Genomic DNA, 14764 nt, shown 5'->3' with positions numbered 1-14764 from the left:
ATTAATCCTCCAATCCAGCTGGTGTTTGTTCGTAGAACTTGTTGTTGCGTTCGATGAAGTCAGCTACTTGGAAGACATGGCCTTCGTCAAAGCGCTTGGCCATGATTTGGAAGCCGACCGGCATCCCCGTCGTTTCGCTCAAGCCGGCTGGCACGCTGGCTGCCGGAATCCCGGCCATGTTGGCGGAAATCGTCAAGATGTCGTTGTTGTACATCTTGATCTGGTCAGAAATTTCTGAGTTCAAGTCAAAAGCAGTTTCGGTAGAAACCGGCCCGACAATAACATCGTTGTCTTCGAAGATCTTGTCGAAGTCTTGACAAATCAAAGTTCTTACCTTGGCCGCCTGCAGGAAGAACTTGTCGTAAGCGCCGGCGGACAGGGCGAAGGAACCCAGCATGATTCTCCGTTTTACTTCGTCGCCAAAGCCTTCTGACCGGGACTTGAGGAATACTTCGTCCAGGTTCTTGGCTTCTGCCCGGTAACCGTAACGGATCCCGTCGTAACGTTCCAGGTTGGCTGAAGCTTCACTGGAAGCTATGATGTAGTAAGTTGGCACCACATACTTGGTGTGCGGCAGGGAAACTTCGTTGATGATGGCCCCGTTTGCCCGCAGAAGTTCGATTTGGGCTTCAACTGCCTTGCGGACGCCTTCTTCAACGGCGTCGCTCATGTATTCCTTAGGAACGGCAACCCGCAGGCCCTTGACGTCCTTGCCCAGGAAGCTGGTGTAGTCTGGGACTTCCTTTTCTGAAACAGTAGCGTCGCGGTCATCAGCCCCGGCGATCACGTTCAGAACTTCAGCTGAGTCCTTGACCCGCTTGCTCATCACCCCGATTTGGTCCAGTGATGAGGCAAAAGCGATCAAGCCCCAGCGGGATACCCGGCCGTAAGTCGGCTTGATCCCGAAGATACCGTTGAAAGATGCTGGCTGGCGGATTGAACCACCGGTGTCACTACCCAGGGCAGCAACCACTTCACCGCTGGCAACAGCCGCTGCAGAACCACCGGATGAACCGCCTGGCACCTTGTTTAAGTTCCATGGGTTCTTGGTGGCACCGAAGTAAGAAGTTTCAGTGGATGACCCCATGGCAAATTCGTCCATGTTGGTCTTGCCGATGATGGTAGCTTGGGCTGCCTTCAACTTGGCAACAACAGTTGATTCGTAAACTGGTTCAAAGTTGTACAAAATGTGGCTGGCTGCCGTCGTCTTCAAGCCATTGGTGATGATGTTGTCCTTGATGGCAATCGGCACGCCGGCCAATTTGTTGTTAAAGTCAAGGTCTTCTGCTGGCTTGGCGTCTTCATCTACAGTGATAAAGGCGTTGATCTTTTCGTCAGTCTTCTTGATGTTGGCGATGGTGTCCTTGGCCAATTGGTCAGCAGAAACAGCGCCGCTCTTCAGCTTGCAGTTTAAGGAATCGATCGTTTCGTTTAAGTAGTTCATTATTGGTTATCATCCTTATTTATCGATAATTACAGGTACCTTGACAAAACCATTGCTCTTGTCAGGAACGTTCTTCATCATTTCTTCGCGGGTCTGCCACTTTTCAGGAACGTCTTCTCTGAAGACAGTGTCGCGATCAATTACTTGCACCGTTTCTTCAACGCCAGTCGTGTCAACGGCTTGAAGTTCTTCTGCCATTTCCAGAATCTTCCCCATTTGCGAGGTGAACTTGGCCAGTTCTTCTTCGCTGAATTCAAGCTGGGCTAATGCCGCAACGTGCTTGATAGTATCATTTGTTACCTTTTCCACTTATGTACCTCCTAATTACCGCCATAGATGTGCATCCGATAAGACCCGGTAGCCGTTTCCTTGGCGACGACCGCTTGGGTGTCGTTGACCGAGGAAATGGTGATTTCAACCGGTGAGCTGGTTCCCAGATACTTCTTTGCCCGGCTCATAACCGTCTGGGCAAAGCTTTGTACCTGCAGATAGCCATAGAACTGCGTGGTGATGGCGATGCTTTCGTAAGCCAGCTTGCCATCGTAGTAGCGCAGAGTGGCCGTGACCCCGGAAACGTTCGGGAAGTAATCCTCAATTTCATCCTTAAAGCTGGTGAATTTGGATTCGTCACTGGCACTGACCGCGCTGGCTCCATCGACTGTCGGCAGCACCTGGGTCTTTTCGTTCACGGGATTCCATTTAGATATTTTACTACTATTTGCGCTAGCTGTCCCATATGAGAAGTAAGTTCCCCCAACTAATGAGTCGGTGTCGGTCTTAGAGAAAAGGCCAACCATGATCGGGATATTCTTAAGCTTCTTCTTGGCGTGCAAGCGGGAGACGATCGTGTTGGCCGTCTTCTGCCCGAAGGCCCGCCGCTTGGCCAGGGAAATCTTAGTGCTGTATTCGGCCCCGTCAGTCGTCTTGGTGTAGTAGTCGACTGAGTTGAGGCCCAGGCTGATGCTGATGCCGGCCAGCTTGTAGCTGGACCCGCTCTTGACATAGAAGTCTTCTTCCATGATCTGCTGCAAGATGATCGGGTTTCTGGTCGTTGACCCGGTCTTGCCGTTGTTCTTGAGGTTCAGCCCCTCTTTGTTGCTCTTTGAATACCGGCCCAGCCAGTTGGTGACCGTCGTTTCGTCGAGCTGCTGGCCTTCCTGGATGACATAGTCCTTGGTTGAGAAGACCTTCTTGGAGACCCGGATCAAGCCCCGTTCCATGGCCGACTCGTCCACGCTGTTGTCATAGTTGGTGGCTTCCAGGCCGGAGATCGGGCTGGTCTTGTAGACCCCCTTTTTCAAAAGGACGGAGTAGCCGCCATCAGTGCTGGAAGTCGTCTCGTACTTCTTCGCCTTGCTGGTCGTCGTCGTTGAGTTGCTGGCCAGGTCGGAATTCTTCAAGTTGCCGCAAGCCGCCAGCAGAAAGCTGCAGCTTGCCAAAGTTATTGCCTGTAAAAATCTCTTCACTTTTCCGTGTCCTTCTCTTCGATCTTAGAGATTGCTTCTGCCTCCGTTAAGCGCGGAATATCCAGGGCTTCTGCCTTGGCCAGTTTGCTGCCGGCATCTTCCCCGTAAACCAGGCAGTCGGTCTTCTTGGAGACTGACCCGGTCACCTTGGCTCCCAAGGCCTGCAGCTTCTTGGTAAACTCCGCCCGGCTATAGTGGGCCAGTTTCCCGGTCAAGACCACCGTCTTGCCCTTGAAGAAGTTGTCTGCGGCTTCCCCGTCTTCGCCTAAGTAGTCCATGTTGACTCCGGCCTCTTCCAGCCGGGCCAGCAGCTTCTTGGCTTCTTCCTGCTGGAAGTAAGCCGTCAAAGACTCAGCAATCGTCATTCCTATTGTATCGATTGCCGTCAGTTCTTGCACGCTTGCTGAAGCGATTTTAGACATATTTTTAAATTTCTGGGCAATCAATTGGGCGGCTTTCCCGCCTACATTGTCGATCCCCAGGCCAAAGAGGACCAGCTCAACGGAATTCTTCCGGCTTTGGTCAATGGCCGCCAGGAGATTGTTGATCGACTTCTCCTTAAAGTGGTCGAGCTGGCTCAAGTCGTCGGCTGTCAGATAGTAAAGGTCAGCTACATTGTGCACCAGGTCCTTGGCGATCAGCTGCTTGACGATCTTTGGGCCAAGGCCAGCGATGTTCATGGCCTGCCGGGAGGCGAAGTGGGTAATCCCTTCTTCAACTTGGGCAGGGCAGGACGGGTTAATGCAGCGCAGGGCCACTTCTTCATTCAAGTGAACCAGGTCTTCCCCGCAGGAAGGGCACTTAGTTGGCACTTCATAGGGAACAGAGTCTTCTGGCCGCTTGCTTAAGACAACTTCGGAAATTTCCGGAATGATGTCGCCGGCCTTGTGCAGCTTGACCGTGTCGCCCAAGCGGACGTCCAGTTTGGCCAAAAGGTCCGGATTGTGCAAAGAGGCCCGGGCTACCGTGGTCCCGGCTAATCGCACCGGATCCATCACGGCAGTCGGGGTCACGACCCCGGTTCTTCCCACGGTCCATTCAATCTCCCGGACTACTGTTTCTTCTTCTTCCGGCGGGAACTTGTAGGCAATTTCCCAGCGGGGCACCTTGACGGTGTTGCCCAAGTCCGCCTGCAGGGCCAGGTCATCGACTTTCAAGACAATGCCGTCGATCACGTAAGGCAGGCTGTCGCGCTTTTTGGTAAATTCGTCGATATAGTCGTAGACGTCTGCCAGATTTTCCAGCCGGCGGCCGTTTTCATTGGTGTGAAAGCCTAGCTTGGCCATCTCACAGATCGCCTGGTGCTGGGAGTCGATACCGGCTGGTGGGTTGATCCAGGTATAGATAAAGGTGCTCAGCTGCCGCTTTTTTGTCACCTTCGGGTCCAGCTGGCGCAGAGAACCAGCCGCGGCGTTTCTCGGATTGGCAAAGATGCTCTCCCCGGCCTCGTCCCGCTCCTGGTTCAATTTGGCGAAAGCCTCCTTGCTCATGTAGCATTCCCCCCGCACTTCGGTGGTAATGGCTTTCGGCAATTTCTGGGGCACGTCCTTGATATACTTGACATTCTTGGTCACATCTTCGCCAACCTGGCCATTGCCCCGGGTTGAGGCTCGCTTTAAGCGCCCTTCTTCATATTCCAAAGACAGGGACAGGCCGTCGATTTTCAATTCGACATTGTAGGCCACAGGGTGGCCGATGGCTTTTTGCACCCGCTGGTCAAATTCCGCCAGCTCTTCTTTGGAAAAAACGTCCCCCATCGACAGCATTGGCACTTGGTGCTCAACTTTGGGCAGGTCGCTGTTGACCTCGCCGCCGACCCTCTGGGTGATGGAGTCAGCTGACTTTAATTCTGGATAGGCAGCTTCCAGTTCCAGCAGGCGGGCGTATTTTTCATCATAAACGTGGTCTTCAACCACCGGAGCGTCCTGCTCATAGTAGGCCTTGGCCCACTGGTCCAGCTGGGCCCGCAATTGGCGGACTTCCTGTTTTGCTTCTTCTAAACTTTCAGCCATGCTTCTTCACCTAAATTTTCTTGATCGGGGCAAAAGCCGCCAGCAGGCGCTTGTTGCCCTTGCTTGCAAAAGCAATGTCCAGTTCCATGTCTTCGCCAGAGCCGGTGACCTTGATGACCACGCCCTTGCCCCAGCTCTTGTGCTCTACCTGGTCGCCAGGGTGCCAGCCCTTCTTTTCAGCGCCGACGGCCCCGGCTGCCTTGCTAGCCCGGTGGATCTTAGCCGGCTGAGCAGCTTTGGCTTGGGACTTTTCGGCAAAAGGCAGCCGGTCCAAGTCTAAGAAGGAAGTGCTGGACTTCGGGGCAGTTGAGGCCACGATGTCCAGGTCCTCATCCTTGATCTCACCGATAAAGCGGGACTGGGCGTTGTACTGCTTGCTGCCGTACATCATCCGGGTGTAAGCCGAAGTCAAGTAAAGCTCTTCTCTGGCCCGGGTAATGCCCACGTAAGCCAGGCGGCGTTCTTCTTCCAGCTGGTTCGGGTCTTCGTCCTTGATCGCCCGGGAAAGCGGGAAGATGTTGTCTTCCATCCCGATCAAGAAGACGACTGGGAATTCCAAACCCTTAGCCGCGTGCAGGGTCATCAAAGTTACCCGGTCATCGCTTTCTTCCAGGTCATCCTGGTCGCTTAAGAGGGATACTTCCGCTAAAAAGTCACTCAAGCGGCTGCTGTCCGGGTTTTCTTCTTCATTGTAATTGTCGTCAAAGCGCTTGGTAACCGTAGCAAATTCCTGCAGGTTTTCCAGGCGGGCGGCAGCTTCCAGGGACCCTTGAGCTTCTTCCTCCTTCAAGGCTTTGATGTAGCCGAAGTCTTCCAGGATCTTGTCGGTCAGTTCACTGACCGTGTGGTCTTGGGCGTAAGCAATGGCGGCAGTCAGCTGGTCGCTGAAGGCCAGGAGCTTTTTGGCAGCGGCGGAAGAAATCGGAGCCAATTCGACATTGCGTATGGCTTCGTAGATCCCGCCCCCCATTTCGTCGGCGAAGGCAGCCAATTTGCTAGTCGTAGCCTGGCCGATCCCCCGCTTTGGGACGTTGATGATCCGGTTGAAGCTCATGGAATCGCTGGGGTTGGCCACCAGCTTGAGGTAGGCCATGATGTCCTTGATTTCCTTGCGGTCGTAGAACTTGTGCCCGCCGACGATCTGGTAAGGGACATTGGCTTCAACCAAAGTTTCTTCCATCCCCCGGGACTGGGCATTGGTCCGGTAAAGGACGGCAAAGTCCTGGTAGCGGCGCTTCTTTTGGTCAACTTCTTCCTTGATCTTGGCAAGGACGAAGCGGGTTTCGTCCCGGTCGCTCTGGGCCTGGTAGTAGTGGACCTTTTCCCCGTCGCCCTTGTCAGTCCACAGCTTCTTGGCCTTACGGTTTTTATTGTGGTCAATGACCGAGTTGGCCGCCTTCAAGATGTGGCCGGTTGACCGGTAGTTCTGCTCCAGTTTGACAGTTTGGGCATTCTTGTAGTCATGCTCAAAGTTGAGGATGTTTTCCATGTTGGCTCCCCGCCAGCCGTAGATTGACTGGTCGGCATCCCCGACAACGCAGATATTGTGGTAGCCGTCAGCTAGCAAGCGGCAGAGCTCGTACTGAGCCTCGTTGGTGTCCTGGTATTCGTCAACCAGCAGATAGCGGAACTTTTGCTGGTAGTAAGCCAGGGTATCAGGACTGGCCTTAAAAAGGGTCAGCGTCTGCATGATCAAGTCGTCAAAGTCCAGGATCTGGTCTCTTTCCAGGCTGGCCTGGTATTTCTTGTAGACGTCGGCGACAACTTTTTCAAAAGGACCGACCGCGCTGGCCTCATACTGCTTCGGGGTCTGCAGGCGGTTCTTGGCATTGGAGATCTGGCTCAAGATGTTGCGGGGCAGGTATTGCTTGGGATCCAGGTCCAGCTGGCGGAGGAAGCGCTTGACCAGGGTCACCTGCTCTGAAGGGTCAGCGATGGAGAAGTCCCGGTCATAGCCGATCAAGTGGCCGTCCCGGCGGAGGATGCGGACACAGAGGGCGTGGAAGGTGGACATCCAGATGCTTTCAGCCTGGTCGCCCAGGAGCTTGACTTCTCTTTCCTTCATTTCTTTAGCGGCCTTGTTGGTGAAGGTGATGGCCAGGATGTTCCAGGGAGCAACCCGCTTTTCTTCCACCAAGTAGGCAATCCGCCTGGTCAAAACTGAGGTCTTCCCACTGCCGGCCCCGGCGATTACCAAAAGGGGCCCTTCAGTCGTCTTGACTGCCTGGACCTGTTGCGGATTCAAACCTTGTAAAATCGTTGCTTCAGACATGCTTTACCCTTTCAAAAATCAAAAAACTTAGCTTATCCATTATAGCAAAAAAAGCTGCCAAAAAGCTCTGGCAACCCTGTTAAACCTGCTTAATTATCGTACTTATTCAGGTTGTATTGTTCAATTAAATTGATGAGTTTGGTCGAGTAGTCCGGGTCGGTGGCATAGCCGTCAGTGACCAGGGACTTGGCCTGGCTCTTATAGTCCTTGGCCGCCAAAACGTCCTTGTACTGGTCCTTGTTCCAGCTGGTTCCCTGCTGGAAGAGGCGGACATGGGCCCGGATCGAGGCTTCATAAGAATCATAAATTTGGAAGCGGGCCTTGACGGTCACCCACTTGCCGTTGCTGTACTCCTTGGTCGTCATCACGGCTGAAGTGTTAGGGTTGGTCCCCTTGACCCCGAAGAGATTGTTGTACTTCTGGGACAAGGCGCTTTGCCCGTAGTTGCTTTCCAGGCAGGCCTGGGCGATAGTGATGCTTGGCAAAAGACCGGTCCCCTTGTCAACCTTTTGCGAGATCGGCCCCACCTTTTGGATAAAGGCTTTCTTTTGCCGCAAAAGCTTAGCGGCTGCTTCCTGCTTGGCCAGTTCAGCCTGGCGGATCTGTTCTTGCTGCAAGGCCTGGCGGCGGTAGTAGCGGAAGGCCACGAACAAGCACAGGCACAAGAGGATGATGGCAAAAACGCGGACCACGAGAATGGTGGTCGTCTGCTTGCCCTTGCGTGTTTTTCTGTGTCCAGCCATACTTATCTGCTTTCTAGCGCCGCTTAAGGCGCTTCTTGAGGGGCGCGGTAATGAGCGGCGTGATCAAGCCGCTGAAGACTGCTTCCAAAATGCCGTTGACGGCCAGGGCCGTAAAGAGGATGACCAGCAAAGACTGCCCGCTCTTGGCCCCCAGGGCTAAAGCCAGCTTCTGGGGATGACTGAAGTAGACCAGGTCAGACAAAAGGATCACCATGAGCGTGTTGACCGCTGAAGCTAAAAGGCCGCTTAAGGCGTAAGCCAGAGGCTTTCTGCTCTCCTTCTCCCATTTATCAGCCAATTGCCCAGCCAGGCCCGCTGCCCATCCAGCAGCAAGCCGGGGCAATAAGGCAATCAAGGGGTTCTGGAAAAGGAGAATGGTAACCAGGCCATTTGGAGCAGCATAGGCCCTAAGCAAACTAGTTAGGCCCCAGACCAAGCCAAAGGCCGCGCCGGCTTTCGGACCTCTTAAAGAGGCAAAGACCGCGACTGTCAGCGGAATCGTGGTGATGGCCGGCAGGCCCGGCAAAATCGTGATGTAACCCACATTGGGAATAAAAGCTTCCAGCAGCAGAATGGCCACAAAGACCGCGCTGACCGTCAGGTTCAAGGTCTTCTGTCTGGCTTCAGAATCGTACATTTAGCACACCTTCTATTCATCTTGCATTGTGTTCTATCAATTATAACAGATTGGAGGAAAAGCAAGTTTTAAGAATCAACAAAAAAGGAGCCGTTTTACAACGACTCCTTATCTTAGTGCGGACGAGAAGACTTGAACTTCCACGACCAAAAGCGGTCACAAGATCCTTAGTCTTGCGCGTCTGCCAATTCCGCCACGCCCGCAAACACATTAATATTTTAGCAAAGCCGCCCTCATTTGGCAAGGGGACCAGCAATTTTTTCCAATTTTCCCCGGCAGCGGCCGCAGAAATACTTCTTGACGTTGACCTGCCGCTGGCGCCAGTAGTCCTGCCCGCATTGCCGGCAGCGGTAGTGCCAGCGGCTTCTTTTGTTCTCTTCTAGTCTTGGCGCATAGCGGCTACCGCCTACCTTTTGCAGTAAAAGCTTGAAGTCCCGGTCTTTATGCTGGTAGCCCAAGCCGGCCAGGTGGAGGTGGTAGTGGACCAGTTCATGTTTGATGATGCCCGGCAGATAATGGAGATTTTCTTCCTTAAGAAAGAGCGGGTTAAATTCCAGGTGATGGTCGGATAATTGGTAGCGGCCGCCAGTAGTCTTCAGGCGGCGGTTGATTTTCGCTTGGTGGAGAAAGGGACGGCTGAAGGATTCAAGGGAGATGCTTTCGACCAGCTGCTGCAGTTCTTGTTCACTAATCATGGGATTATTGTAGCTAGTCAGGGCGGAAAATGCCAACTTTTACTCTTCGGCCAGCAAGATCCCGTCTTTCATTCTTAAACGGCGGTCGTAGACCAGGCCGGGAATTTCGTCGTGGCTGGCCACGATGACGGTCTCGTTTTTACTGCGCAAGTCTTTCATAAGGTTAACGAACTGGTCAACCCCTTCCTTATCGATCCCCCGGGTTGGCTCATCCAGCAGGATAATATTCTGCTCTTCCATCACGGCCTGGGTGATCCCGAGCTTCTGCCGCATCCCGTCTGAGTAGTTGCCGACGGATTGCGGGTTATCCGGATCCAGGTCAAAGGCCTTGAGCAGGTCCCGGGTCTTTTCGGGTTGGAAGCGGTGGTTGAAGTGACCTAAAAAGGTCAAGTTGTCCCAGGCAGTTTCATATTCGATAAAGCCATGGTTTTCGATCAGGGCACCAAGGTAGTCATCCTTGTCAGTGTGGGATCTCCCCGCTGTCAGCTTTTAAGAGGCTGACGATGATTTTGAACAGGGTGGACTTGCCGCAGCCGTTGACACCGGAGATGTGGACCAGTTCACCCGCTTGGGTTTCTAAAGAGATGTCCTTTAATACGGCCAGTTTTTTTAAAGCTCTTATTAACATGTGCCACTTTCAACATACAAACTCCTCCTCGACTTAGAGTATATACATGTGGTGGATGGCCCGCCAGAGAGGGTCATAAATATTAGCGTATTTTGGTAAAAGCCAGCTCTTCTCCAGCCAGTAATGATAAAGAATGGGTACTGTACTGGCAAAAACGATAATAAAAAAAGGATATTTAGTCTTGATGCAGAGCAAGATCAGCATAAAGCAGGCAATGAACAGCAGGTAATGCATCAAAAGCAAGAGGGTGCCCTTCCAGGCCGGGCCATAGCGGAAGCAGGGATTCTTGTCAAAGAAATAGGGCACGATGGAGAAAACAAGGTAGATGGCCAAATCTAAGAAAAGCAGCTGGGCCAGGCGCTGGTCAAAGTAATCCATTTTGCCGCGGGGAGCCAGAAGCGGCCGGACTGAGCGGAAAGAAAGGATTTGGACAGCTGCCATGACGGTTAGACCTGGCTGGATGTATAAGCTGATCAAGTTGGCATTCAGATAATACATTGGCATCTCGCCTTCTCCGCCATCCATCGCAAACTGCAGGCCACAGCCCAGACTAACCACAAAGTCCAAAAAGAGTGTTATGGCAATTAGGCGCTGATAACGCGTTTTTAGCATAATTTAACCTTTCTCTACATTCTTCATGTACCAAATTCTTAACAAAACAGCAGTTAGCGTAATATAGAAAACTGCAGTCGTCGCGTAATTTAGGTAATAGATTGCCGGTAATGGATTCTCCACCATAGCATTCGCTAGTGGATTAATAATGTTGGTAGTATCCCAGATATTTGAAACAGTAAATAAAGTCCCTCCAATCTCAGTTGATATGTTTTCAGTTAACGTTATCATAAAACCGACAACTGCCCCTAAAAACAGACAAAGACTATTTTTCTTAACAAACAAAGCCACACTGAACCTTATTATTTACTCCAGTTCTCTCGTTATTATTAACATAATATAAAGATCATTGCAGCTGATTCAAGTCCCCACAATTTCACCGTACCTCTTTTCACGCAGCAAAAAATGCCCGGACTTACGCCCAGGCATTTTTGTGAATTATTATCTTTAATTATTCCGTTGATCAGCTTTTCTCTCAAAGAACTTAACGATTTCGACGATCACGATCATCAAAACGCCCATCCCCAGAACAGTCAGCCATTGGTCCAGGTGCAATTCTGAAACTGAGAAGACTCTGGTCAAGAATGGCAATTCAACTGCCGCCATAATCAAGGCTGACAGAACAATCGCGCCATTGAACCACTTGTTGGCAAAAGTGCTCTTTTGGAAAATAGACTGCTTCAGGTACTTAGAGTTGACCGCGTGGAAGAGCTGGATCAGACCCAAAGTCAAGAAGGCCATGGTCAACGCGTCTTCATGCGGGTTAGTCCCCTGCGGCAAAACGTGCAGACCCAAACCATAAGCGGTCAAGACCAAAGCACCTTCCAGGATCCCCTGGTAGACAATTGAGCTGGCCACGCCACCTGAGAAGAAGTTGGAATTCTTCCCCCGCGGCTTCTTATTCATGATCCCCTTTTCAATCGGTTCAACACCCAAGGCAATCGCCGGCAGGGTATCAGTTACCAAGTTGATCCACAAAAGCTGCACTGGCTTCAAAACATCCCAGCCCAGCAAAGTCATCAAGAAGACCGTCAATACTTCGCCGACGTTGCAGCTCATCAAGTACAGAATCGCCTTCTGAATGTTGGCAAAGACCTTTCGCCCTTGCTTGACCGCTTCCACGATCGTCGCGAAGTTGTCGTCAGCCAGAACCATGTCGGCCGCGCCCTTGGAGACTTCCGTACCGGTAATCCCCATGCCGACCCCGATGTCGGCCTGCTTCAGACTCGGCGCGTCGTTGACCCCGTCACCAGTCATGGCCACGATCTTGCCATTTGCCTGCCATGCCTTCACGATTCTAACCTTGTGTTCTGGTGAAACCCGGGCATAAACACTGTAGTCACCGACATGCTTGGTGAAGTAGTCGTCGCTCAGCTTATCCAATTGCGCCCCGGTAATCACGGCATCGCCGCGGCCCTTTTCAACCAGGCCCAGCCGTTCGGCAATCGCCTGCGCCGTAACTTGGTGGTCACCAGTAATCATGATCGTTCTGATCCCGGCCCGGTGAGCTTCCGCGATCGCGTCCTTGGCTTCCGGCCGCTCTGGGTCGATCATGCCGACCAAACCGGCAAAGATCAGATCTTGTTCAACATTGTCAGTCGTCGGGTCAGCGTATGGCTCAGCAACAACCTTGTAAGCCATCGCCAAGACCCGGAGGGCTTGCTTGGCCATTTCATTGTTGCTTGCCAAAATGGCTTTCTTTTGTTCAGCGCTGATTTCGCTCAGCTCGCCGTTGATGTTGACATACTTGACTCTTTCCAAAAGCATGTCCGGCGCGCCCTTGACGGCAACCATAAACTGGCCGTCATACCTGTTGACCGTACTCATCAACTTCCGGTCAGAGTCAAATGGTACTTCCTGTACCCGTGGGTGTTCTGCCAAAAAGTCGTTAACTGGCAGATCCTTGTGGAAACCGAATTGCACCAGGGCAGTTTCAGTCGGGTCACCCAAGAGCTCCCCGCCATCCTTAATCTTGGTGTCGTTGGCCAAAAGCATGGTAATCAAGGCCTGGTTGGTCAAGTCGATGTCATCGCTGGCATCATGCAGGATCCCGTCGTAGTAGACCTTTTCCACCGTCATCCGGTTCTGGGTCAAGGTACCAGTCTTGTCAGAAGCAATGATATCCGTTGCCCCCAATGTTTCAACGGCTGGCAGCTTTCTGACGATGGCCTTGTGGTCAGCCATGGTCTGGGTACCCAAGGCCAAAATGATCGTCACGATCGCCGGCAGACCTTCCGGAATAGCGGCAACCGCCAGGGAAACCGCCGTCAAGAACATGTCGATCAGCAAAGCATTCATCGGTTCATGCTGCGGGTTCTGGATAACCCCGATAATGAAGACGACCACACAGATGGCTAAGATCATGTAAGTCAGGGTCTTGCCCAGCTGGTTCAAGTTCTGCTTAAGAGGAGTATCAGTTTCATCAGCTTCGTTCAGCATCTTGGCGATGTTGCCGACTTCCGTGTTCATCCCCGTAGCGACAACCACACCTTCCCCGCGCCCGTAGGTCACGTTGGTGCCGGAGTAAGCCATGTTGATCCGGTCACCTAGGGCAATGTCCTCCCCCTGCAGGGTTTCATTACTCTTTTCCACCGGAACTGATTCCCCAGTCAAGGCAGCTTCTTCAATCTTCAAGCTTTTTGCTACCAAAAGACGCAGGTCGGCCGGGACCACGTCACCGGCTTCCAGCAAGACCACGTCACCTGGCACGATATCCGTTGACGGAACTTCAATTACCGCTCCGTCCCGGCGCACCCTGGCGCTTGGCGTGGACATGTCCTTCAAGGCTTCAATTGCTGCTTCTGATCGGGCTTCCTGGATCACGCCCAGGACCGCGTTCAAAAGCACAACTACTAAAATAATCCCCGCGTCTGTCCATTCCTGGGCAACTACCCCGGACAAAACAGCGGCAACCAGCAGGACGATGATCATCAAGTCCTTGAACTGGTCCATGAAGCGGGCAAACATTGAACGTTTCTTCTTGCCGGCCAAAGCGTTCGGGCCGTATTGGTCCAGGCGCTTTTTGGCTTCAGCCGAACTGATCCCGTGGTTGGCATCCGAGCCAAACTCGGCTAAAGTGCTCGGGATGTCCTGGCTGTAATACTTCTTAGCCACAGTATTTTCCTCCTTTAAAAAAAGAAAAGAGACTTACGTGCCCCTTAACAAAAGCACATAAGTCTCACTAATTAAGACAAGCCCAGGAAACCAACACGGCTCCCGGTTGTTGGGCTTGTCGCAAGCTATGCTTGCCGTTACTCCCTTATGACATGATTAATATAGCAAAAATTGGCGCTTGAAACAAGTTTTTTACCAAATCTGCCCCTATTTTTTGTAATAATCATCAAAAATTGTAACCGGCAGGTGGCGTTTGTGCTCGCTCTTGGTCCACAATTCTTCGATTCTTTCCGCTGCCTTCTCGCTGACTTCCCGGCCTTCCAGGTAGTCATCGATTTCCTCATAGGTCACGCCCAAGGCAACTTCATCTGGCAAGGATGGCTTTTCTTCTTCCAGGTCGGCCGTCGGGGCCTTCAAATAAAGGTGTTCCGGGCAGCCCAAAGCAGCCAGGAGCTGCTTGCCCTGCCGCTTGTCCAAACGGAAGAGCGGGGTTAAGTCAGCCGCGCCGTCACCATACTTGGTGTAAAAACCAGAGACGTTTTCGGCCGCGTGGTCAGTCCCCACAACCGCGCCCTGGTTGGCCCCGGCAATGGCATACTGCATGACCATTCTTTGCCGGGCCTTGATGTTGCCCTTGTTAAAGTCGGTCACTTCCACGCCCGTTTCCTTCAAGGTAGCCACCATGGCGTCAGTGGCTGGCTTGATGTTTTCGATCAAGTCCACGTCCGGCTTGATGAAGGCTACCGCGTCAGCGGCATCAGCGGCATCGGCCTGGACGCCGTATGGCAGGCGGACGGCGATGAACTTGTAGCTGTCATCGCCAGTTTCTTCCCGCATTTCGGAAATTGCCATTTGAGTCAGCTTCCCGGTCAAGGTTGAGTCCTGGCCCCCGGAAATCCCCAAAACATATGACTTCAAGAAGGGGTTAGCCTTCAGGTAATCCTTTAAGAAGTCAACTGTCTTGCGGATTTCTTCCTGGGGATCGATTTCCGGCAAAACGTGCTCATATTCGACAATTTTCTTTTGCAACTCTCTCATTTGCTGCCTCGCAATCTTCTACTTTGTATTTTCTATCTTTAATTATACTCAAAAAATGCAGTCCCTGCTTTCAGAAATGTATTTTCACGAGATTCTTTAAAAA

12 protein-coding genes, 1 tRNA gene and 1 pseudogene are annotated in these 14764 nt (G+C 52.3%); all 14 read right to left on the bottom strand.

The features are described 5' to 3' along the window. Position 1: 1 nt before the first annotated feature. Positions 2 to 1444, bottom strand: a complete 1443-nt coding sequence (gene gatA / locus LJ046_RS03975) for an Asp-tRNA(Asn)/Glu-tRNA(Gln) amidotransferase subunit GatA (RefSeq protein WP_002878083.1) — start codon at positions 1442 to 1444, stop codon at positions 2 to 4. A 15-nt stretch (positions 1445 to 1459) separates the two neighbouring features. Then, positions 1460 to 1753, bottom strand: a complete 294-nt coding sequence (gene gatC / locus LJ046_RS03970) for an Asp-tRNA(Asn)/Glu-tRNA(Gln) amidotransferase subunit GatC (protein WP_002878085.1) — start codon at positions 1751 to 1753, stop codon at positions 1460 to 1462. Between the two features lie 11 nt (positions 1754 to 1764). Then, positions 1765 to 2910: a CamS family sex pheromone protein gene (locus LJ046_RS03965; RefSeq protein ID WP_002878086.1), complete on the bottom strand. Its 1146-nt coding sequence runs from the start codon at positions 2908 to 2910 to the stop codon at positions 1765 to 1767. Next, on the bottom strand, positions 2907 to 4922 hold the full coding sequence (gene ligA / locus LJ046_RS03960; protein WP_002878087.1) for an NAD-dependent DNA ligase LigA: 2016 nt from the start codon (positions 4920 to 4922) through the stop codon (positions 2907 to 2909). Before ligA ends, LJ046_RS03965 begins: the two co-directional genes overlap by 4 nt. 10 nt (positions 4923 to 4932) lie before the next feature. Beyond that, on the bottom strand, positions 4933 to 7194 hold the full coding sequence (gene pcrA, locus LJ046_RS03955) for a DNA helicase PcrA (RefSeq protein WP_002878088.1): 2262 nt from the start codon (positions 7192 to 7194) through the stop codon (positions 4933 to 4935). Between the two features lie 89 nt (positions 7195 to 7283). Further along, positions 7284 to 7937, bottom strand: a complete 654-nt coding sequence (locus LJ046_RS03950; RefSeq protein ID WP_002878089.1) for a glycoside hydrolase family 73 protein — start codon at positions 7935 to 7937, stop codon at positions 7284 to 7286. A gap of 13 nt (positions 7938 to 7950) precedes the next feature. Next, complete coding sequence (locus LJ046_RS03945) at positions 7951 to 8574, bottom strand: ECF transporter S component (RefSeq protein ID WP_002878090.1); 624 nt, start codon at positions 8572 to 8574, stop codon at positions 7951 to 7953. Positions 8575 to 8691: 117 nt separating this feature from the next. Then, positions 8692 to 8777: transfer RNA gene (locus LJ046_RS03940), tRNA-Leu, on the bottom strand. Between the two features lie 30 nt (positions 8778 to 8807). After that, complete coding sequence (locus LJ046_RS03935) at positions 8808 to 9266, bottom strand: SprT family protein (protein ID WP_035161059.1); 459 nt, start codon at positions 9264 to 9266, stop codon at positions 8808 to 8810. A 42-nt stretch (positions 9267 to 9308) separates the two neighbouring features. Further along, positions 9309 to 9913: pseudogene (locus tag LJ046_RS03930) on the bottom strand (ABC transporter ATP-binding protein). Between the two features lie 17 nt (positions 9914 to 9930). Continuing rightward, positions 9931 to 10401 carry a hypothetical protein gene (locus LJ046_RS03925; protein ID WP_003614812.1) on the bottom strand — a complete coding sequence of 157 codons (471 nt, stop codon included), beginning with the start codon at positions 10399 to 10401 and terminating at the stop codon, positions 9931 to 9933. Positions 10402 to 10512: 111 nt separating this feature from the next. Beyond that, positions 10513 to 10800, bottom strand: a complete 288-nt coding sequence (locus LJ046_RS03920) for a hypothetical protein (RefSeq protein WP_002878096.1) — start codon at positions 10798 to 10800, stop codon at positions 10513 to 10515. A 156-nt stretch (positions 10801 to 10956) separates the two neighbouring features. Continuing rightward, on the bottom strand, positions 10957 to 13623 hold the full coding sequence (locus LJ046_RS03915; protein ID WP_002878097.1) for a calcium-translocating P-type ATPase, PMCA-type: 2667 nt from the start codon (positions 13621 to 13623) through the stop codon (positions 10957 to 10959). Positions 13624 to 13830: 207 nt separating this feature from the next. Continuing rightward, positions 13831 to 14661, bottom strand: a complete 831-nt coding sequence (nadE, locus tag LJ046_RS03910; protein WP_002878098.1) for an NAD(+) synthase — start codon at positions 14659 to 14661, stop codon at positions 13831 to 13833. Positions 14662 to 14764 lie beyond the last annotated feature (103 nt).

Source organism: Lactobacillus delbrueckii subsp. jakobsenii ZN7a-9 = DSM 26046 (assembly GCF_001888925.1).
In the GTDB taxonomy this organism is placed as follows: domain Bacteria; phylum Bacillota; class Bacilli; order Lactobacillales; family Lactobacillaceae; genus Lactobacillus; species Lactobacillus delbrueckii.
This window is presented reverse-complemented; position numbering and strand designations above follow the sequence as displayed.

Bases quoted from the DNA above. Each gene is read 5' to 3' on its own strand.
- gatA (WP_002878083.1), bottom strand. From the start codon at position 1,444: ATGAACTACTTAAACGAAACGATCGATTCCTTAAACTGCAAGCTGAAG.
- ligA (WP_002878087.1), bottom strand. From the start codon at position 4,922: ATGGCTGAAAGTTTAGAAGAAGCAAAACAGGAAGTCCGCCAATTGCGG.
- pcrA (WP_002878088.1), bottom strand. From the start codon at position 7,194: ATGTCTGAAGCAACGATTTTACAAGGTTTGAATCCGCAACAGGTCCAG.
- LJ046_RS03950 (WP_002878089.1), bottom strand. From the start codon at position 7,937: ATGGCTGGACACAGAAAAACACGCAAGGGCAAGCAGACGACCACCATT.
- LJ046_RS03945 (WP_002878090.1), bottom strand. From the start codon at position 8,574: ATGTACGATTCTGAAGCCAGACAGAAGACCTTGAACCTGACGGTCAGC.
- LJ046_RS03925 (WP_003614812.1), bottom strand. From the start codon at position 10,401: ATGCCAATGTATTATCTGAATGCCAACTTGATCAGCTTATACATCCAG.
- nadE (WP_002878098.1), bottom strand. From the start codon at position 14,661: ATGAGAGAGTTGCAAAAGAAAATTGTCGAATATGAGCACGTTTTGCCG.